Origin of the sequence: Halocella sp. SP3-1 (assembly GCF_003953885.1) — a bacterium.
Classification (GTDB): domain Bacteria; phylum Bacillota; class Halanaerobiia; order Halanaerobiales; family DTU029; genus Iocasia; species Iocasia fonsfrigidae.
The window spans coordinates 116,061-137,318 of record NZ_CP032760.1; the positions used below are offsets into that span (position 1 = coordinate 116,061).

At 35.9% G+C, this 21,258-nt stretch carries 22 protein-coding genes; 3 read left to right on the forward strand and 19 right to left on the reverse strand.

The features are described from left to right. Positions 1-8 precede the first annotated feature (8 nt). The 10 genes from pth to D7D81_RS00560 all read right to left on the reverse strand — a co-directional run bounded on the left by pth (position 9) and on the right by D7D81_RS00560 (position 8,315). Positions 9-566 (reverse strand): aminoacyl-tRNA hydrolase, encoded by a 558-nt coding sequence (pth, locus tag D7D81_RS00515; protein ID WP_125986282.1) that lies wholly within the window; start codon positions 564-566, stop codon positions 9-11. A gap of 35 nt (positions 567-601) precedes the next feature. Further along, positions 602-1,252: a 50S ribosomal protein L25 gene (locus tag D7D81_RS00520; protein WP_125986284.1), complete on the reverse strand. Its 651-nt coding sequence runs from the start codon at positions 1,250-1,252 to the stop codon at positions 602-604. Positions 1,253-1,362: 110 nt separating this feature from the next. Beyond that, positions 1,363-2,307 (reverse strand): ribose-phosphate diphosphokinase, encoded by a 945-nt coding sequence (locus D7D81_RS00525; RefSeq protein ID WP_125986286.1) that lies wholly within the window; start codon positions 2,305-2,307, stop codon positions 1,363-1,365. Further along, the gene (glmU, locus tag D7D81_RS00530; protein ID WP_125986288.1) at positions 2,307-3,677 is read right to left on the reverse strand and encodes a bifunctional UDP-N-acetylglucosamine diphosphorylase/glucosamine-1-phosphate N-acetyltransferase GlmU; all 1,371 of its coding nucleotides are present in this window, start codon (positions 3,675-3,677) and stop codon (positions 2,307-2,309) included. The genes D7D81_RS00525 and glmU overlap by 1 nt, the downstream gene beginning before the upstream one ends. Positions 3,678-3,679: 2 nt before the next feature. Further along, the gene (locus D7D81_RS00535; RefSeq protein ID WP_125986290.1) at positions 3,680-4,531 is read right to left on the reverse strand and encodes a hypothetical protein; all 852 of its coding nucleotides are present in this window, start codon (positions 4,529-4,531) and stop codon (positions 3,680-3,682) included. Positions 4,532-4,662: 131 nt separating this feature from the next. Beyond that, positions 4,663-4,920: a septation regulator SpoVG gene (spoVG, locus tag D7D81_RS00540; protein WP_125986292.1), complete on the reverse strand. Its 258-nt coding sequence runs from the start codon at positions 4,918-4,920 to the stop codon at positions 4,663-4,665. Between the two features lie 75 nt (positions 4,921-4,995). Further along, the gene (locus D7D81_RS00545) at positions 4,996-5,979 is read right to left on the reverse strand and encodes an AIR synthase family protein (protein ID WP_125986294.1); all 984 of its coding nucleotides are present in this window, start codon (positions 5,977-5,979) and stop codon (positions 4,996-4,998) included. A 4-nt stretch (positions 5,980-5,983) separates the two neighbouring features. Next, positions 5,984-6,508, reverse strand: coding sequence for an ECF transporter S component (locus D7D81_RS00550; RefSeq protein WP_125986296.1), 525 nt, complete (start codon positions 6,506-6,508; stop codon positions 5,984-5,986). Between the two features lie 119 nt (positions 6,509-6,627). Further along, on the reverse strand, positions 6,628-7,953 hold the full coding sequence (gene glnA / locus D7D81_RS00555; RefSeq protein WP_407929605.1) for a type I glutamate--ammonia ligase: 1,326 nt from the start codon (positions 7,951-7,953) through the stop codon (positions 6,628-6,630). A 5-nt stretch (positions 7,954-7,958) separates the two neighbouring features. After that, complete coding sequence (locus D7D81_RS00560; protein ID WP_125986300.1) at positions 7,959-8,315, reverse strand: MerR family transcriptional regulator; 357 nt, start codon at positions 8,313-8,315, stop codon at positions 7,959-7,961. 185 nt (positions 8,316-8,500) lie between these two features. On the opposite strand from D7D81_RS00560, the gene D7D81_RS00565 reads away from it, so the two are divergent. After that, complete coding sequence (locus D7D81_RS00565; protein WP_125986302.1) at positions 8,501-9,580, forward strand: PRK06851 family protein; 1,080 nt, start codon at positions 8,501-8,503, stop codon at positions 9,578-9,580. Between the two features lie 48 nt (positions 9,581-9,628). On the opposite strand, the gene D7D81_RS00570 is transcribed toward D7D81_RS00565, so the two are convergent. The 4 genes from D7D81_RS00570 to D7D81_RS00585 all read right to left on the reverse strand — a co-directional run bounded on the left by D7D81_RS00570 (position 9,629) and on the right by D7D81_RS00585 (position 13,980). Next, a complete protein-coding gene (locus tag D7D81_RS00570) occupies positions 9,629-10,387 on the reverse strand; it encodes a nucleotidyltransferase family protein (RefSeq protein ID WP_125986304.1) in 759 nt (252 codons plus the stop codon). Between the two features lie 70 nt (positions 10,388-10,457). Then, positions 10,458-11,324 carry a 4-(cytidine 5'-diphospho)-2-C-methyl-D-erythritol kinase gene (gene ispE / locus D7D81_RS00575; RefSeq protein WP_125986306.1) on the reverse strand — a complete coding sequence of 289 codons (867 nt, stop codon included), beginning with the start codon at positions 11,322-11,324 and terminating at the stop codon, positions 10,458-10,460. Positions 11,325-11,585: 261 nt separating this feature from the next. Continuing rightward, positions 11,586-12,866 (reverse strand): iron-containing alcohol dehydrogenase, encoded by a 1,281-nt coding sequence (locus tag D7D81_RS00580; protein WP_125986308.1) that lies wholly within the window; start codon positions 12,864-12,866, stop codon positions 11,586-11,588. 319 nt (positions 12,867-13,185) lie between these two features. Continuing rightward, positions 13,186-13,980 (reverse strand): endonuclease/exonuclease/phosphatase family protein, encoded by a 795-nt coding sequence (locus D7D81_RS00585; RefSeq protein ID WP_164522057.1) that lies wholly within the window; start codon positions 13,978-13,980, stop codon positions 13,186-13,188. A gap of 514 nt (positions 13,981-14,494) precedes the next feature. Here D7D81_RS00585 and D7D81_RS00590 point away from each other — a divergent pair. Beyond that, positions 14,495-15,037 (forward strand): L,D-transpeptidase family protein, encoded by a 543-nt coding sequence (locus D7D81_RS00590; RefSeq protein WP_125986312.1) that lies wholly within the window; start codon positions 14,495-14,497, stop codon positions 15,035-15,037. Between the two features lie 11 nt (positions 15,038-15,048). Here D7D81_RS00590 and cax read toward each other — a convergent pair whose 3' ends face one another. Both cax and D7D81_RS00600 read right to left on the reverse strand, forming a co-directional pair. Next, positions 15,049-16,122: a calcium/proton exchanger gene (gene cax, locus D7D81_RS00595; RefSeq protein WP_125986315.1), complete on the reverse strand. Its 1,074-nt coding sequence runs from the start codon at positions 16,120-16,122 to the stop codon at positions 15,049-15,051. Positions 16,123-16,175: 53 nt separating this feature from the next. Beyond that, on the reverse strand, positions 16,176-16,814 hold the full coding sequence (locus D7D81_RS00600) for a sulfotransferase family protein (protein WP_125986317.1): 639 nt from the start codon (positions 16,812-16,814) through the stop codon (positions 16,176-16,178). 175 nt (positions 16,815-16,989) lie between these two features. Here D7D81_RS00600 and D7D81_RS00605 point away from each other — a divergent pair, with 175 nt between their 5' ends. Next, the gene (locus tag D7D81_RS00605; protein WP_125986319.1) at positions 16,990-17,946 is read left to right on the forward strand and encodes a glycosyltransferase family 2 protein; all 957 of its coding nucleotides are present in this window, start codon (positions 16,990-16,992) and stop codon (positions 17,944-17,946) included. A gap of 30 nt (positions 17,947-17,976) precedes the next feature. Here the strand turns inward: D7D81_RS00605 and D7D81_RS00610 are convergent, their stop codons facing one another. The 3 genes from D7D81_RS00610 to D7D81_RS00620 all read right to left on the reverse strand — a co-directional run bounded on the left by D7D81_RS00610 (position 17,977) and on the right by D7D81_RS00620 (position 21,136). Further along, a complete protein-coding gene (locus D7D81_RS00610; RefSeq protein ID WP_125986321.1) occupies positions 17,977-18,777 on the reverse strand; it encodes a glycosyltransferase family 2 protein in 801 nt (266 codons plus the stop codon). 11 nt (positions 18,778-18,788) lie between these two features. Continuing rightward, on the reverse strand, positions 18,789-19,508 hold the full coding sequence (locus D7D81_RS00615) for a sulfotransferase family 2 domain-containing protein (protein WP_125986323.1): 720 nt from the start codon (positions 19,506-19,508) through the stop codon (positions 18,789-18,791). 110 nt (positions 19,509-19,618) lie between these two features. Beyond that, positions 19,619-21,136, reverse strand: coding sequence for a DUF3794 and LysM peptidoglycan-binding domain-containing protein (locus tag D7D81_RS00620; protein WP_125986325.1), 1,518 nt, complete (start codon positions 21,134-21,136; stop codon positions 19,619-19,621). Positions 21,137-21,258 lie beyond the last annotated feature (122 nt).

Here is a 21,258-nt window from a genome sequence, read left to right on the forward strand (position 1 = left end):
TTATTTATTTAGTTATACTTATTCATAGCAGCCTCAAAGCCATCTGTTATAATAATAGGGATAGCTCCACTAATATTTTTAATTGCTTCATTAATTAATTTATCCTCATCTTTAGAAAAATAACCTAGTACATAGTTTGTAGTAGCCATACCCTCCGGTGGACGGCCAATACCTACACGTATTCTTGGTATTTTATTTGTTCCCAGACAATTTATAATCGACCTAAGGCCATTATGACCCCCGGGACTTCCGGCAGTCTTTATTCTAATTTTCCCTGTTGGCAAATCCATATCATCATAGATAACGATAACTTTATTGAGCGGTACCTTAAAATAATCAAGAATCAACTTTACAGATTCACCACTTTTATTCATATATGTCTGCGGTTGGGCTAATATTACCCTCTTATTTTTAATCTGTCCTTTAGCAAGAATAGCTTTAAGCTTATGCCTTGTACCGGTAATATCAAAATCCCCCGCCAAATTATAGACAACCCTAAACCCAATATTATGACGGGTAGAACTATATTTATCACCAGGATTACCCAGACCAACAATTAAATACATTTTACTCCCCCTGGGTCTTTAACCATTTAAGTAACCTATTCCTCATCCTCTTCTTCAGCTGTTTCTTCCTCTGCATCTTCTTCACCTATTACTTCTGGTTCCATAAATTCATCATCATCTTCTTCAACCTCTTCCTCAACCAGTTCTGTTGGAACAACAACAGTTACAACAGCTTCATCAAGAGGGGTAACAACATCTATATCTTCTGGAATATCAATATCATTTACTAGTAGAGAATTACCTACTTCCAGAGCAGAGATATCCAGTTCTATTTCTTCAGGAATATTAAGAGGTAAACATTCAACTTCAATCTCTCTGAGCAACTGCTGTAGTACACCACCATCTGCTACACCAACAGCATTTCCTGTAAGATTGAGGGGTACTGATATAGTAATCTTTTCATCCATTGAAATATGATGGAAATCAATATGCAGAATATCTCCACTAATTGGATTTTTCTGTACCTCTTTGATCATTACTGTTTCCTGGTCACCATCTAATGTCATATCAAAGATAGCATTCCCACTCATTTTATGTTTTAAGTCTTCCGGATTAATAGTCAGTGCTTGCGAATCACGGGTCTTACCATATACTACAGCTGGTACAAAGCCTTCTCTTCTTAATCTCCGGGCAACACCCTTACCAGTTTCTGCTCTTAACTCAGCCTTTAGATTATATCTTTCCATAACAATCCTCTCCTTTACTTATTCAAACACAGCTAGTAAAAAAATATGTTCTAAATCATATTATACCATCCATCTTATATTTCAGCAAGTGTCCAATAATTATTCCCCTTTTAGAATAAAACACTTACTGATAGGTCCTTAAAAATACGGTCTATTGCTTCAGCAAATAATGGTGCTACTGATAGAACCTTAAGATTGTCCAGTCCACAATCAAGGTTCTGGGGTATGGAGTTGGTAACAATTATTTCTTTAAATGGGGCAGCCTTCAATCTTTCAATGGCAGGTCCAGAGAATAAACCATGTGTCCCACAGGCATATACATTATCAGCCCCTTTTTCTTTTAAAACCTTAGCAGCCTGAGTAATAGTACCTGCAGTATCAATAATATCATCAAACAGAATTACATTCCTGCCTGAGACATCACCAATAACATTCTGAACCTCAGCCACATTAGCCTTAGGTCTTCTTTTATCAATAATCGCTATTGGCAGATCTAAAGATTCTGCCAGCTGTCTAACCCTTTTTACTGCTCCAACATCTGGTGCTACAGCAGTAAGATTTTTCAAACCCTTGTTTTTAAAATAATCTATCATAATAGGTGCAGAATACAAATGATCTACTGGAATGTCAAAGAAACCCTGTATCTGTGGTGCATGGAAATCAACAGACAACAGTCTACGGGCACCTGCTTTGGTAATTAAATTAGCAACAAGTTTTGCTGTTATCGGATCGCGCGGTTGTGCTTTGCGGTCCTGTCTGGCATAACCGTAATATGGTACTACAGCCGTTATTCTACGGGCAGAAGCCCTTCTAAGGGCATCAATCATAACCAGTAACTCCATAATATTCTCATTTACGGGTGGACTTGTTGGTTGAACAACAAAAACATCAGCCCCCCGTACTGTTTCATCAATGGTTACACCTATCTCACCATCCTTAAAGCGACATATCTCCGCACTTACCAATTCGGTTCCCAAACAATCACAAATTTCTTTAGCGAGAGCACGGTGGCAATTCCCAGCAAAAATCTTTAATTTGTCACTGTATGTAGACATCAATTATCCTCACTACCTCCCTTAGTCTTATCAAAGGTTCTGGCAGGGACACCAACTACAGTAACAGCCTCTGGAACATCTTTAGTCACTACAGAGCCTGCCCCTGTCTTACCTCCATCTCCTATACTTATCGGGGCAACTATAGTAGTATTGCTCCCAATAAAAACATTATCACCTATCCTTGTTTTATGCTTATCCTGACCATCATAATTAGCAAAAATAGTACCGGCACCAACATTAGTCCCTTTCCCAATCTCTACATCACCAGCATAGCTTAAATGAGGCACTTTACTATTTTCCCCTATCCTTGCCTTTTTTAGTTCAACAAAATCACCAATTTTCGCCCCTTTCTCAACTATCGAACCTGGCCGTATATAAGCAAAAGGTCCAATATTTACACCATCACTTATTTTACTATCTTGAATTATACAGTGGTCTACAATATTAACTTTATCGGCTATTTTTGCATTATTTAATCTGCAGTGTGAACCTACTACACTATATGAACCAATTTCAGTCTTTCCTACTAGATATGTAAAGGGATAAATAATACTATCACGACCTATTGTAACACCTTCATCAATATATGTTACAGTCGGATCAATAATAGTAACACCATTTTTCATATGACAATTATTAATCCGCTTTCTAATTATTTTCTCTACCAACGAAAGGTTAACTCGATCATTAACCCCAATTATTTCATTATTATCTTCACAGACCACAGGTATTATAACACCATCTGTTTCATTAATATAACTTATTGTATCTGTTAAGTAATATTCCTGTTGGGCATTGTTATTATCTAATCTGGTCAGGGCAGCCTCTAAACATTTGCTATCAAAGCAATAAACCCCACTATTAATCTCCTTGATTTCCTTTTCAGTACTTGAAGCATCCTTTTCTTCAACAATCCTCTCTATATAACCATTATTATCACGAATAATTCTACCATAGCCTGAAGGTTCTTCTAAATAAGCAGTAAGGACTGCAGCTGCAGCACCCTGTTCCTCCCTCTGACGAACAAGCTGCTTAAGCCTCTGGGGACTTAGTAATGGTGTATCACCATATAAGATCAGTACTGAACCTTGATGTTCCTTAATATAACTCGCAGCCTGTAAAACAGCATGACCTGTGCCCAGCTGTTCTTTTTGCAGTACTGACTTAACCCCTTTTCCCTCAAGCAATTTACTTACCTTATCACCCTGATGGCCCACAACTGCTACTACCTGGGAGTTTATTTCATTAATATTATCAATAACATGTTCCACCATAGGTTTTCCAGCAACCTGATGGAGGACTTTAGTTAAGTCAGACTTCATCCGGGTTCCTTCCCCAGCTGCTAATATAATAGATAATAAATCAGACATCTTTATCCTCCCTGTCTATTAATTAAAATATGAAACTGATCTGTTTCAAGAAAAGAACGATTTTCTTCTTTAATTATATTAGTCAATTTCAGGTTAAAATCTAGAGCAGGTAATCTACCATTCAAAATATAGTAACGTAGATATACTGGATACAAGGCATCTTTAATACCATATTGCACAAGTAAATCCAGATTATTATAAGCACTAAAAAGACCAACTACATCGGTGTTAAGGACTTTTTTCACTGCTTTATTAAGACTTGACCCGCCGATTATATTAGCCAGATTACTATCTGCCAGTAAATCCATTGTATCATCATAGAAATATAATTCAGGTAATTCATCCCCATAAGCAGACTCCAGGATAGAAATATCAGAATTAAAATTATGTCCCACAATTATATCTGGCTTAAACTCTTCTATAACATTTCGTAAACAATTAATTCCGTCCACAATATCTACCGACTTAGCTAATTTATTATTGGTAAAAATTATTCCGGAAGAAATATATTCCAGTCCATCAAGTATAACATATTGAATCAAATCAAGCTTACTTTTTAGGTATTCTGTATCAATACCCATAATTCTCCGGGCCCTTGGTTTCTTACTCCAGGAAGGATCAACCAAAAAAGTAATCATTTCATCATAGGTTGTATCAATTTGTTGTAATTTTTTTAAAATAACAGATTCATAGTTTCTTATACCAATTACTTCAGCCAGTTCTTCTGTTGAAGCAGCCTTAAATTTCTTCTCAGTTGGATAGTGCTTGAGTATTTTCCTTAACCTCTTGCCACGTCCAAGTATTATAGCTAGTTTATGTTGATATAGGTCTTCTGCCATTACATATAATCTCATTTAATATCCCCTTAATAATACCTTTAACCGTTAGAAGTATAACAGACTGGATTACTTTTGTCAAGGTAATAGACTAAGCCTTGACAGTAAAAAGACAGCGGCCTTTATCAAGCCCCTGTCCTACTTAGCAATTATGCAATCTCTTCATTATATTTATCTATAATTGCATCATGTATTAGATTCCGTGTGTCATTATTAATGGGATGACAAATATCTCTAAATTCACCATTTTTATCTTTTCTGGACGGCATAGAGATAAATAATCCTTTCTTACCATCAACAACCCTCATATCCTTTACTACAAATGAATCATCAAAAGTAACACTCGCAAAAGCCTTAGTAGGACCCTCCTGAGAAGTTAAAAATACCCTGACTTCAGTAATTTCCAACAGTTACACCACCTTTTTTATTGTTATAATAAATTATAACCTGCCCAACCTTCAAAGTCAAGAAAAAAAAGGAATCTATTCCATCACTCTCCATAATTCGTCTTTGCCAGACCAATTAAATATTTCTTTACTTCCTTTTTTATAAACATAATTACCCCCAGGAGTAACCTTACCAATCACAGCTGCTTCAATACCGTTATCTGCCAGCTCCTTTATCAATTCTTCTCCATTTTCTATTGTTATTAGCATACTTCCAGAAGAAATAAGGGCTGTCGGCTCTATTTCCATCATCTTACAGATAACCGCTGTTTCCTCTGTTAATAAGAGTTTATCTTCATATAATTCAAAACCTAGTCCAGTTGCCTGAGATAGTTCTTCAAAGGCGCCGTAAAGACCCCCTTCAGTAATATCATGCATGGCATTAGCACCCATCCGGGCTGCTATGATACCCTCGTTTATTACACTTAGTTTATCACCATAAGAACAGGCTCTTTTTAATAATTCAGGTTTTACTCCCATTTTACTTAATTCATCATAATAATCATTAGCCAGAATATAAGTACCTTCTATACCAATACCTTTTGTTATAATAATATCATCACCAGGTTCAGCCCCTGCCGATGAAACAAATTTACCCCTGACAGCTTTGCCAACTGCAGTTACTACAATAATGGGTTTATTTACAGCAGATAAAATCTCTGTATGTCCACCTAATACCTCTACTTCTATCTTACGGGCAGTATCATTAATCTCTTCCATTAGTCCGGCTATTTCCTGATCAGTAATTTCAGCCGGCAGAAGTAGAACAACCTGGATACCAAGTGGTTTAGCCCCGGCAGAAGCTATATCATTACAGGAAACATGAACTGCAAGATAGCCTGCATTCTTACTTGCACCAGTAATAGGATCAGAAGAAATCACTATTAAGTCATTAGCTGGGTCAATGACTGCCGTGTCTTCGCCAATACCAGCATGTAGTAAAACATCATCCCGTTTATAATTGATTTTATTTAAGACAATCTCTTTTAATTTATCTCCAGGTATTTTACCTATCTGCATTAAATCACTTCCTAAAATATCTATTAATATGATGTGTCAGGGGAAGGGCAATAATCCCCCCAATAAGCATTTGCATGTAATCAATCCCTATTTCAGGGAGCACTGCTGGCCAGCTAATTAAAAAACCCTTGGTAAGGGCATAACCCAGAACCATAAAATTCCCCCCAGCAATAATAGCAACTAAATTATCCTGCCACCTCTCTCCATGAGAAAGTAGCCCAACAAGATAACCTTCAATCCCTTTAATAAAAAATGTAAAAGGAGCCCAGATATAATATCCAAGCAGAATATCCATTAAAGCTGAACCAATTGCACCAGCAGTAAAACCTGCCCTGCGGCCAAAAACAATGGCGATTATATATATAGCAACTTCACCAAGATTAAAATATGAACTGCTAGGTCCTGGTATATGTAGAAATGTTGCTACAGCCGTAATGGCTATAAATAATGATAGAAAAGCTAGTTCCCTGGTAGTAAGCTCTGTATATTTTAGATTCCTTAGTTTTTCTTGAATATTACCCTGTTTCATGTGATCTCATCTCCTTTATTTTTTTAGTATATCCCCAGACAGCTTTAAAGTCAAGAAAAACCCAGTACCATTATAGTACTGGGCTTATAGAAAAACAAGTTTTAAATTAGTTTCAGTTATTAAAGATAAAGGTACTGGTCCAGTTCCCAGTCATGAACCTGGGTCCTATATACATCCCATTCTATCATTTTAGCCTCTACAAAGTGTTCAAAGATATGTTCCCCGAGGGTATCCCTGAGTATCTGATCCTCAGCAAGATTATTAACTGCTTCCAGAATATCAGACGGTAGACTATCAATAGCCCGGGCCTGGCGCTCACTTTCTCCCATTGCATAGATGTTATCAATAGTTTGTTCACCCGGCTCTATTTTATTTTTTATTCCATCAAGACCTGCCTTGAGCATTACTGCCATCGCCAGGTATGGGTTTGCTGCCGGGTCAGGATTACGCAGCTCTATTCTAGTGCCCACTCCTCTGGCTGAAGGAACCCTTATTAAAGCACTACGGTTCTGGCCAGACCAGGAAATATAAACAGGGGCTTCATACCCAGGAACAAGTCTTTTATAAGAATTAATTACTGGATTAGTTATTGCCGCCAGTGCAGGGGCATGTTTTAAAATCCCTCCCATATAATGATAAGCAACCTCACTTAAACCAAGTTCATCATCAGGGTCATAAAAGGCATTTTCACCATCTTTAAATAATGACTGATGGACATGCATACCTGAACCATTTTCTCCAAAGATAGGTTTAGGCATAAAGGTTGCATGAAGATTATGTTCCATAGCAACTGCTTTAGTAACAAATTTAAAGGTAGCAATATTATCAGCAGTCCTTAAAACAGGCGCATATTTAAAATCTATCTCATGCTGCCCAGGGGCAACTTCATGGTGTGAAGCTTCAACATCAAAACCCATTTCTTCTAAAGCCAGTACTATATCACGTCTGGCATTTTCGCCCATGTCTACTGGTGAAAGGTCAAAATAACCACCTTTATCATTAGTTATTGTAGTTGGTTCCCCCTTTTCATCTTTATCAAAAAGGAAAAATTCAGGTTCAGAACCAGCATACATCTCAAACCCCATCTCTTTAGCTTCAGCCATAACCTTTTTTAAAGTGCTGCGGGGACAGCCAGCAAAGGGTTCACCATCCGGGGTCAAAATATCACACATTAGTCTAGCCACTGCTCCCTCTTTAGGCCTCCAGGGAAAGATAGTAAAGGTGTCGTAATCCGGCTTTAGATACATATCAGACTCTTGAATCCTGGTAAAACCCTCAATAGATGAACCATCAAACATAATACCATCATCTAAAGCAGTAGGTAACTGATCAACAGTAATAGCTACATTCTTTATTGTTCCTAGAATATCTACAAACTGCAACCTAACAAACTTTACATCCAGTTCTTCTGCCTTTTTTAGAATATCCTCTTTTGTTATTGACAAACTCATCACTCCTTAGTCTTCTTATATTTTTCTTTTAAATTTCTACTTGAGCCAGGATAAATTCTAGATAAATCGCCTTTATTTATCCTGTTATTTAAATTTGTTCGCAGATTAGATAAATTCCCCTTAATTGGTCGGGGATGATTTAGAACCTCTTTTATTGCCTCAATTTTATATCCTTCATCTAATAGGGATTTAATCTTCTTCATTCTATTAATATCATCTTCTGAAAATAAGCGCTGATTCCCCTTTGTCCTTTCAGGAAAAATAAGTCCTACCTCATCATAATATCTGATCTGGCGTGCTGTTAAACCAGTCTTTTCCTTAACAACCCTCATCGGTATACTTTTTTTGCCAGCCATATCAAATTAACCCCCTGAAATTTTTTTAGAATTAAATTTAACCCAATTTCACTTGCTACTATCAGTATATAACAGCAAAATATATATGTCAAGTTTGTGTCAGCTTTTATTCTGTAATATTTCTTATATTTTAGATGAAAAGGCATATATATTAAGAGAAGATACTTTTTAAGGAGTGTGACCAGATGAATAAAGGAATTACTACAAACTTTTTCCCAGGTGGTAATACAAGTAAAGGGTTTTATTCCTACTATAAATATTTGCCCTATAAAACAGATAAGGTTTTTATAATCAAAGGGGGACCTGGAACTGGCAAGTCAACCCTGATGAAAAAAATAGGCCAGCAAATTAATAAGCAGGGATATGACCTTGAACTCCACTGGTGTTCCTCTGATAATAATTCATTAGATGGTATTGTCATCCAGGAATTAGGTATTGCTTTTCTTGACGGCACCTCCCCACATATGATTGACCCTGTAAATCCCGGCGCAGTTGAAGAAATAATCAATCTGGGTGAGTTCTGGGACAGTAATTTTCTCCGCACACATAGTGAAGAGATAATAAAGACAAATAATAGAATTAAACAGAAATTTAAACAGGTCTATAACTATTTAAAAGCAGGCGGCATCATTTTTAATGATTGGTCTAATTATTACAAAGAAGCCCTTGATATTAACAAAACAAATCAGGTCTTTAAGGAGATTATAGAAGACCTCCCCTGTCCAGATAGTTTATTAAAATATAAACCCGGACGACACCTTTTTGCCAGTGCTATTACCCCTGCCGGGATTATAAATTACCTTGATAACATTACAGAAAACATTAATACCCGCTATATCATCTCAGGTGAACCAGGGTGTGGCAGAGGAGGTTTACTAAAAAAAATAGCAGACCACTACTCTCAACATAATTACTTTGTCCTCTATCTATATTCACCCCTTAAACCAGAAAATCCGGAGGCAGTTGTAATTCCCAAAATTTCCAAGGCCTTAATAACCAGTAATCCCCTCAACCAACCCCTGGAAAATCGCCAAAATGATATTAAAATAAGTATGCTCAACTGTCTAAAACAAGATGTCCTTAAGCTCTACCAGCAAGAAATAAGTGAAGGAAAAACACTATTTACAGATATAATTAAAAAGGCAGTTACTAACCTTAAACAGGCCAAAAGTCATCATGATGAAATCGAGAAATACTATATTTCAGCCATGGACTTTTCTAAAACTGAGGAACTAAGGGAAAAACTTATCCAGGAAATCTTTTAAGGCTATCATTAGCAAATTGACAGTTGACAAATGCCAACTGTCAATTTGCTATAAAATATATTTATCCCTCATCAATTGTAAATCACTGGGTTTATCCACATCAAAGCCAATTTCCGGATATTCACTTATCATAAACTGCCCTTTAAAACCTATAATATCACTGACAGCATCCTCTATTTCATCTATAGAAAGATGGCCAATCACAAACTTAAAGATAAACTTCATCCCCAGGAGTTTACTCAATTTCCAGGGTTTTTTACGCCAGGCAATAACCTTTCCCAATAGCTCAAAAGCCCCTGAAATAACATCAGGATTGATAATAACCATATTCCCCCCGGTAAAAACCCCTTCTGTTAAATGGAAATAAGTTCTTTTCACTGCAGGAAACTTAGCCAGGTTTTTTTCTTTAGGTATTATTGGATAATAGATATCAGCCTCATAATCATTAAGGCAAGTTTCAATAAAATCATCTATTATCTCCGGTGTGATCAATGGTATATCACAGGTTAACATTAAAATATATTTGTTTCCCTTTAAAGAATTAATTCCCCTACTAATATTCTCTTTCATGGAGTCAACTGAATCAATTATTAAATCAACCTCTTCTTTTAAGGAATCCTTTAACTCTTTATAAGGCCCCACTACCACTATTTTCCCAGTCTTTTTAGACCTTTTGGCTGCCTTAATAACATATTCTACCATTGGAATATCAGCAATCTCAATCAGGGCCTCATGCTCAGTTAAAGCAAACTCTTTAAGAGAATCTTTATTACGGGCACCAGCTAGAATCAATACATCAACAATCATCTTTTTCCCTCCTACAATGTAAAACCCAGGTCTAACTGCTAAAATTAGTATTTATATAATTCATCACAAGTTAACAAACTCCTGCTTTAAGACTAGAGACATTTGTAATAAAATCCCCTTTTCTAGGCCAGTTCTCTACTATATGTTCTGCCTGCTTACTATCTTTGACAATACCAAAAACGGTAGGACCACTGCCTGACATCATTGTAAAAACTACCCCCATCTCCATCATTATTCCTTTAATCTCTAAGATATCATCAAGAAAATGAGTTGTTACTCCCTCCAGCACATTAGCCCATCCCTCATTCCATTTTATCTGCTGCTGACCCTGAATTATAGTAAGTAGTTTATTTACCGGCACATTAATATCTGGTTTTAAAAAATCATATTTTTGATAGACCTCAGCAGTACTTACTGGAACAGGTGGTGTAACTATAAGAAAATGGGTTTTTCTTATATCCGGTAACTGTTTTAATTTATCCCCTCTTTCATAGGCATAAGCAGTACCACCATTCAAACAAAAAGGTACATCTGAACCCAATTTAGCAGCAATTAAGCTTAATCGAGTAAAATCAAACTTTAAATTATATAAGCTATTAATCCCTTTTAAGACAGCCGCTGCATCTGTACTTCCGCCTGCCAAACCAGCAGCAATTGGTATCTTTTTTTCTATGTATATATCGACACCTACATTTAGGTTTGCTTCATTTAGAATCATCTCAGCAGCCCGATAGGCAATATTCCCTTGATCAGTTGGGAGTTCCTCTGCTGAGGCAGCCAGCTGAATACCACTTTCCTGCTGGCGGATAATTACTTTATCATAAAGACTGACTGTCTGCATGATCATCTCCACTTGATGATATCCATCATCATATAGACCAGTAATATCCAGAGCAATATTTATCTTGGCAGGTGCCTTTAAATTAATCTCATGCATATATTTTTTAACTCCTTTTTATATATTATAACATCTTCTGACAAAAAAGTTAATCTACTGAATTTAATTTTCAAAGTAAATTAAAAGGCTGTTGACTAAATGTAACCCTATCAACAGCCTAAACTAAAGTAATAAGGATAATCATTATTTTAGTTATTTATTATTTAATTGTAGGTATTCCATATGATCCATCCATTAAATATGCTATCTTTAAGTTTGACTTCTGAAAAATAAGGGCCTAGATCCTTAAAGTCAAACTCTTTACTTCAAATTCTTAATAATACTAAAGTCTCCTTCTTTAGCTGCTTCAAGAATAGGTCCCATGTATTCTTCTATAAGTGAAGCATTTAAAGGAACCGGCATGTTCTTTAGCTTCATATCAAGCTGTGGGTTTTTAGCTGCTTCAAGTGCTCTTGTAATGTGCTTATCATTGAAGCCGTCTAAGTCTGAAAGTTTGGTTGGGAAATCAATATCCTTAGCAAAGTTTTTCATGCCCTCAGCTACTGCAATACCTAAGTCTTTACCACTTAGTTTAGTAAGGTCTTCTTTAATATAGCCGTATTTCTTAAAGACATTACCGATTACTCTTAATTTCTTTTCTATTGCCGGGGCAAAAAATACTGTATAATATAGGTTCATAATACCACAGGCCCTACCATGACTGGTTACATCTACTAGAGAAAAGCTTGTTAGATGGCCGCCATTGGTACCACCTACCATAATCGCATAACCACCAAGGTCTGTTGCCAGTCCTAATGCCTCTCTGGCTTCTGTATCTTCAAGATTATCGATTACTTTTGGGGTGTATTTTACAATTAGTTCTATAGCAGTTTCTGCTATTTCTTTGCATAATTCAAAGTTTTCTTCATCAATACCATAGAACACCTCTAAGGTATGTGCAATACCATCAAATGCTCCATCTATAGTAAGATTAAGTGGCATGGTCTCTGTTACAGAATAATCAAATACTGATTTAGTAGGTATAACTGCTTCATCAACTATTAGTTTTTTCTGGCCGCTTACCGGATCAGTAACATTAGAATATTTAGTTAAATGAGCCCCAGAACTGGCAGATGTTTCAATAGCCATTAACGGTAAAAGCTGTTTATCATTATGCTGTAAGGCTTTAGTAACCAGTCCAGTTCCAAAATAATCCTCTATATCAGCACTATAATGTCCTACTGATGCTAATACATTGGCTGCTTTAGCAGCGTCTATTGCACTTCCTCCACCAATTACTATAATGCAGTCTGGTTTGAAATTGAGAATATACCCTTCCAGTCTATAGACATCCTCACGAGGTGCATTAGGAGCTGCATCCCTCACTATACGATTACCAGCAAGGGCCACTCCATATTTCTTTAGAGACTCTTTAACCTTATCGACAACTGGTTTTAAATAAGTGTAGTTGGAAATAAGTAAAGCACTATCTCCATATTCCTTAGCATATTTACCGACTTCATCTAAGATTCCTACCCCTAACGCGTAGTCATCACCTTTAAATTGCCTTAACAAATTTTTTGCTTTTTGTTTTAAATCCATTTTAGTATAACCTCCTTAGAATTACTGTTTATATTAATTAATCACCTAAATACCTCCTTTCAACCAGCTGATGTTTCGTATATCAGATGAATTTTATGTAGTTGTTTCTAAAAAATTGAATTGATATTTTATTATTTGATTTCATTGTATTAAATATAAGCAGTATAAACAATATATAAATTGCAGAAATAATAAATATTCACCCAACTTTTGTGCTAATTATACAAAGAAACATGATAATTTATACTAAGTAGTATAAATTATCATGTGCAATGTTTTTTTTCAAGTTTTAATAATTTTTCCTCATTTTGAAATTATTTTAAGCAGTGATATCAATGTCAATTACAACAGGCAAATGATCTGATGCCTTAGTATTAATTATTTTAGCCTCTTTTAATGTAATATCCTGACTTGCAAAAAAGAGATCAATCTCTTCAGAAGGCAGATCTGCAGGAAAGCTCTTGAGTCCGGAAATCAAAGGTGTTAACCCAAAAGATAGATCTAGTATTTTATTAAAATCACCCATTAATATATAGCTATCTTTTTCCTGAGAGATATAATCCTCAATCTCTTCCATCTGCTGTTTCCTATCCTGCTGCTCAATTGAAAGGTGTGTTACAAATACAGTAATAGATTTATTTGCTGACAGATTAACTTCTGTAGTTAGTAATGCCCTTGCTTCACTATTCTTACTTGTCAATAAGTAATTCTCAGCACTTTCAATAGGGAAACGGCTTAAGATAGCATTACCATAATTCCCACTAATTCCTTTCAAAGTAGGTCCAAAAACATAGTTCATGTCCAGTCTCTCAGCCAGGTATGCTACCTGATCAACAAAATTACTCCTTTTTTGTCGCTGGTCAACCTCATTTAAGCCAACTATATCAGCACCTGAATCCTTAATTACCCCTGCAATCCTGTCTAGAGCCAGCTTGCCATTAATACCACGTCCATGCTGAATATTATAAGTCATAATCTTAATTGAAGAGGTGCTTTCCCGGGTAGTTATATTACTGGATACAAGTACTGCTGATTTATTAGATATATTGAGCATATAAACAGTAACAATTACTATAATAACTACTATAATTAGAACTGCTGAATACTTCTTCATAAAGGGGCACCTCCTCTGTGCCTTATTATAACATATGTAATTTATTAATTCTATATGTTTGTACTGGTAAATAATGTTATCAATTAACGAAAATAAATATCGTTGAATATAATATTTCATGTAGAACAAAATGGCTACGCCACCCAGACTTAATCAAATACATCAGCTTTCTTAAGTCAACTATTTATTACACATAGTTAATCAATAAACTATTAGCCAGATAAATATATTTGTTGTACGACTCTAGAAATTGGCTGGAGGTAGGGAACTTGGCCTCGATGGCCTGATGCTGACTCAACTATGCGTAATAAAAAGAAGAGTCAGTGAACCGGAAGACAATTTCTCGATAGTAAGCGTAAGCAGGACGCTGTAGCGCAACCTCAATTTTCTTGTATGCTCTGCTTAGATGCGGAGTGCCTGCGGTACACGACAAGGGAAACAAATATATCTGTCGACCTTCAAAGTTATCCACAATTTGAAAATTGGATAATTCCCTGAACAAAGGAGGTTACTTATGTCTTATAAAATTTATTTAGAGTTAAATACTAGACGCTTATATTTAAAAGAAAATGGTATAACTGTTAATACATACCCAATAGCTGTCGGCAAGCCCTCAACACCTACGCCAACAGGTGATTATAAGATCTTGAGCAAAATAATGAATCCCGGTGGTGTATTAGGTAGTAGGTGGATGCAGTTCACCTGGAGTGAACATGGTATACATGGGACAAATCAACCCTGGCTAATAGGTCAGGCTGTTTCTAATGGCTGTGTCAGAATGTATAATAATGATGTAGAACAAGTATATAGCAGGGTTTCTGTGGGAACAGCAGTTATTATCAGAAACTCCTTTAGCAATCCTGGTCAACCACTTAACCCTAAAGACCCTATTAATAAAAACAAATCAACATTTATTTATACTGTAAGAAAAGGGGATTCACTCTGGAAGATTAGCCGACGCTACAATGTAAGTATCCAGGAGATAAAAACTCTAAACAAACTGGATAGTAATACTATTTACCCTGGACAAAAACTCCTGATACCCACCAGGAACTAATCTAAAAAATTTTAAGCAAAATAAAAAGCAATAGCAATAATTAAATAGGCAGCTATTAACTGCAGGCCTTCAAACCAGTTTGATTTTCCCTGTAGATAAACAACATTGATTGCCAGGACTGATAAACCTATAGAACTAATCTCCAGCAGATTAAATAAAACATTCATCGGCCGGCCAATCAAATGACTGAAAAAAATTAATAAAGGAACAATAAAAAGGGAAACCTGGATACTGGAACCTATAGCTATAGTAATACTAAGGTCTATTTTATCTGCCCTCGCCATATTAATAGCAGTCATGTTTTCCGCTACATTTGATATAATTGGTAAAATAATAACACCTATAAATACTGGAGAAATATTAAAACCCTCTTGAATTATTTCTATAGAACCCACTAAAATACTGGCTTCAACAGCAATAAAAATAGTAGTTAGAAACAGATAAATAACATTATACCATAACTTCCCTTTCTCCCCTTTTTTTCTTACACTATCTCCTGCAGAGCCTTTACTGAAATGAAAGGTTTTTTTTTCTTTTTCATGGAAGATTAGTGTAAAATAGAGGCTTGCCAGATACGTAACAAACAGGACAAAACCAACCCCCATACTCAATTTTCCTAAAACAAGTGTCTTAATATTTGAAGAACCGAAATAAAAAATAGCTGGTATTAGCATACCAATTACTGCCAGCATTAACATAGCACTATTAGTAATGGCTAATAATTTATCAAATTTTTGACGCTGATATCTTAATCCCCCCAAGAAAAAAGACATACCCAATACTAATAATAAATTCATAATTATTGACCCTGTTATATTGGCTTTTACAACATTTAATAAGCCATCATAAATAGCAAAGATAGAAATAATCAATTCTGTAGCATTACCAAAGGTAACATTTATAATTCCGCCCCAGCTGCTACCGAGAATATTCCTTAATCGATCAGTAATACTTGACATCAAGGCAGCCAGTGGTATAATAGCCAGGGCAGAAGTAATAAAACTCCAGATAGAACCATCCCGAAAGTAAGAAAATCCAAGACTAATGGGCACAAATATCAAAAGGTAGCGCATCTTCTTTACCATCCATTAATCCTCCTTAAGTATTATTATGCCCTACTAGAAAAGGATTACTACAATTATTTTACTACTACAAACCCCTCCGCCTCTTTGAGCTGGGCTGATGACGGCTCTATCACCAGAAAATCTACTATACTGGAAATTCTCTCTCTTTTATTTTCTAATACATCATTATAATATAAATCTATTTTAGGTAAACCTTTATTTCTTGTAAAAAAATCAGCCAGTCTGCCATCATATTCTCGCTTGAGATTAATCCCCACTTCAAGGGGTATTCCACTCCTTTTTTGTAGGGAATTTGCTACCTGTATAGCAGCACGGTGGCAGACAATAAATTTTGGGGCTGTTAGATAAGGATAAAATAATTCTATTGTTAGTGAAGTCCTGGGGTCTTTCCACCCACAGTATTTACTGGAATCATTTATTTTTTGAACAAGTGAAATAATATCATCTTTAAAAGTATTTTGCTTTTCCAATAAGGCCTCCCTGCCAGGGGGATTATACCAGAACCCCCCGGCAGCATGTAATATCCTATCATTTAATTCTACAAACTCTTTATCCTCATAGTGCCCATACGGGTTTGAAGGCATTGCCCCTATTAAATTATCCCCCATATTTATTCCTAATCTATCTAATATTCCGGCAATCATTGATGTCCCACTCCTATGCATACCTAAGACTATCACACAATCACCCATTTAGTTCCCCCCATTCTCTTTTAAATCAAATGATATAATTATTCAACATAAAACCCTATATACTATAAATATGTTTAAGGGCTATCATAAGTTAATAGTAACAGCAGCATGTGCCGGGAATAATATGTATTATATATGATATTTAATTATTTAACATGAAAGGGGTTAGTATCAGATGTATTCGACTGGAACACTACTTAAAACAGATAATCCAGCTATATATATTGTTGATAATAATGAGATTAGACATATAACAAATCTGGCCAGCTATATTTCCTTCGGGTTTCAAGAAAAAGATTATAGAAAGATATCTGATCAAGAACTTTCCCGCTTAAATCCGGGTAAACCCATCGGAGATTGGAGGGATCTCAGTCCAGACCTCAAACTATATATTAAAGAACACCTGTGGAGGGAAAAACTTGCTGTTGATATAATTATTGTTAATTATAATTCCTTACCACATCTTAAGAAATGCCTGCAGAGTATTTACACAAATACAGATTATCCCTATAATATCATCATTATTGATAACAACAGTACTGATAAGAGTAGGGAGTTTCTTGCTAGATTAAATAATATAACAGTCGTCTATAATCAAAAAAACAGGGGCTGCGCAGCTGCCTGGAATCAGGGCATAAAAAAAGGGAGTAATAATTTTATTGTTCTCTTAAACCCAGATACCGAGGTTACATTAGACTGGCTCTATCCACTTGTAAAAACAGCAGCTGCTAACCAGGATATAGCTTTAATTGGAACCAAACATGTTAACGAAAATGAAGCAGTAATCCATGCAGGTGTTATTAAAAAAAACAATAAATTTATTATACGTAAACATCCCCGGGATAACCCTGATGTTTATAATGAACCAGGGGATGTGGCCAGGATACACGGGGCCTGTTTTATGATTAAGCGGGAACTAATTCCAAAACTTGGTTATTTTGATGAACGATATTTTTTATACTCTGAAGAGACAGACTACTGCCTTAATGCTCAAAATAAGGGTTATAGAATCTACTACTATCCAGTTAAAATCTACCACTATGAAAAAGGCGCCTCTATCGACCAGCGGAAGCGCCAAAAAATTAGGCTTGAAAGTATAGATAAATTCAAGAAAAAATGGGGTACTAAATAAGAGCACTTATAAAAAGTGCTCTTATTTAGCTCAATCCAGAGAAACCAGCCTATAACCCGATTTTTCTTTCTCATCTAAAATCAAACCATATCCAAACCTCTTTATCCGTTTTCTAAGCTTTTCTAACCCACCAGGCTTTGCTTTATAATCCCTGACATAATAAGCCAGGTTATTCTTAATCTCATCTATAAGGTGGCCGTAATTAGTCACCAGGTACTCATCATTCCAGGCAACAATATAACCAGCTTTCATCACTTCCTGAGAAAAACTATAATCATCAGGAAACCTGACTCCATTATTACCAATGTTCTTCCACCTGATTCCCTGCTGCCAGACCTCTCGCCTGAACACAGAACTGGAATGGACATTTATTCTGGTCTGAAAAATAGTTAAACCCTGACGGCTTATTCGTTCAGATGGTCTTTCCCCATCAATGTCACCCTCATTCCTGGCCGGGGAATGTGCATATAATGATAACTGTCCTAATTCAGGGAAAACCCTAAATATCCTTATAACCCGTTCAACCCATCCTGGCTTATACTGTAGGTCATTTTCAGAGACATGTAATATATCTGACCTTGCTCTTGTCAAAGCAAGATTTAGAGCAATTCCACCCATGTTTTTGTTTAATAGGATATTAGTACACAACTCATTACAGCTGCAAACATTTTTTATATACTCCTGTGAACCATCTCTTGAACCATTATCAACAATAATTAATTCATATGGTACATTTACTGTTGACAGATATGAATTAACCGTCTGCTCTAATAAGTAACGTCGATTCCAGTTTAACAATACAGTTGATATCAGTGGTTTTTTTCTTGCCATAAAAACCCCCCTCAATAATCTTTAAGCTGGCTTTTTATTTTATTACAGGCATATGAATATAGTTTCATATCCAAACTATTTTTTTCCTTTATTAATTCGATCAGGCCTGTTGATAACTCTTCTTTTCCGGGCCTTCCCAGATTAACATTCTTCTGCCGATAGTCAAGTTTATTCCATCCTAACTCCCTGCCCATTAATAATATTGATACATTAAAGTAATCAGTCACCCCGACTGTAAAATACCTTTCAAGGTTGTCAATAGCCTTTTCAAGATCTGGTTTTACTTCATTCTTGTATTTAATAAAATTTTCTAAACTCACCATATCTGCTAGATCAGCATCCCTGGATAGAAATTTAGTCTGTAGATTACAAGCCTGTGTATAATAATTATTTAAAAATTTTTCTAAACCAATATCCTCAACCGGCAGGTATTTCTTGTTATATAAACGATAATAGTATAAGGAAATAACCCTATCTACCGGCTCTCTTATAAAAGTAATATAATGGAAAGGCCTGTTATAATATGAATGAATTCCAAATGGTATATGGCCAATAATACATTGTAATCCTGAAGCCCTATTACCCATATATCTACTCAAATTATTATATTCTTCTTTAAAACCACCATATCCATAAGCTATTTCTGAATATTCTTGTTCAATAATTCCCCTTAAAGTAGTCCCAGCCGTTTTAGGGATATGCATAAATATAATTACTTTACTAGTAGCCATATTACATTACACCCCTGATTTATTCTATGATTAAACAATCATTAAAGTGATAATTATAGTATGTCCTATCTAAAGCAATAGGAAAGGAAATACTCCCTTCCTATTGCTAATCAGCCTCTTGGTATTAATAATCTCTGCCCAATTTGAAGCTCTCCAGGGTCAGTGATATTATTAATTGAAGTAATCCTGTTAACTGTTACTCCAAATCGCTGGGCTATTAAATAAAGAGTGTCTCCAGATTTAACAGTATAAGTAATATACTGTGACGGTGCGGTTGGTTCCTGAATAGGCTGTTCAGATATACCAGTAATAATCGGTACCCTAACCCTCTCTGTAACTACCAGATTCACATTAAGAACTGCTATAACAGTTATCTGTCTCTCTGAAGCCCGATTGGCAGTTATTCTATTAATACTGATATCGGCATATGCCTCCATATTAGAGGTAACCTGAGGTATATTTATAAAGCTGCTAAAAGTAATAATAGCAGGTGCAAAATATACAGGCTGATCAGGTAGATCAGCAACATAGATAATATTAGCATCAACTACACCACTTATTAAAACACCACCATTTTGAGCTTCAACCTCAAGACTAGCACCCCTTATATTTCCACTTGCACTGATTACACGACCAACATCAGGATTCCCTGCTGCTACTGTCACCTGATCCCTTGCCTGTATTCTGGTTCTTTCTTCAGCAACAATCCTCTCAACTATAACTGTCCTCCTTACCGGAAACATCCCATCAACCGGACTGATAATATCTGTAGGTAATTCTACTGTTTCCTCCAACACAACAAGGATTTGAAATCTGAGCTCTGTATTTATCCTCACCCTACGATTATCTACTTTTTGGGCACTTTCAGAAATAACCGAAGTATCGACAAAGGCATTCATTTCTGGAGTAACACCGCTAAAAGGGAAGGTTTCATTGAAACCATAGCTAAGACTACTGTATTCTACATCTTCCCCAGCAGCTACATATAAAAGATTACTTCTAATAGTTCCTCTGACTGTAACACGGTCATACCCTGTACTTACATCTATAATTTGAACTGTACTATCAACATCAATAATCCTATCTATATCTGAGGCCCCTGACGGTAACCTTTCAACTGATTCCAGTTCCCTGGTAAAATTCCGTTCACGCAGACGGCGTTGAATGGTATACCTTCTCCTTCTAAAATCAAAGTCTGGAGTTTCACCTATTGGGGTTACCACATCTGCTGTGGTTACTTCTATATCACTAACGACAGTAAACTCTAATTCAATAAGCCTGTCATTTAATAATTCAAAATCTATATCTGAGATAAGTGATTCAACATCCACCTGATAACCTGGCCTGACACCACTAATAACTTCCCTATCAGTAAAGGTAAAACTCCTCCTGACACTAACAACGTTTGATGGGTCATCAAGGGAAGCATAGTAAACCGTAACACGAATGATTCCACTTATTACAACAACCCCTCTTTCTGCTCTTGTGTCAGTAATCTCCACCCTGGCATTAGCACTAACAATCCTTGCTGCAGCCGGTAAAGTAGAAGGAATGTTGAGATTTCTACTTACCCTTGTTTGTGAAGTTCTTGTTGCAATAGATTCATTTACCTGTAATTGTTCAGGCATCTTTTATTCCTCCTTTCATCCCTTCCTGATCTTAATAATCTTTTTAATCTTTTGTGGAGTAATATTTATTCTGCTTTTTTTTATCCGCTTTTTCTCTTCTTTTTTTTCAGCCATAACACCAC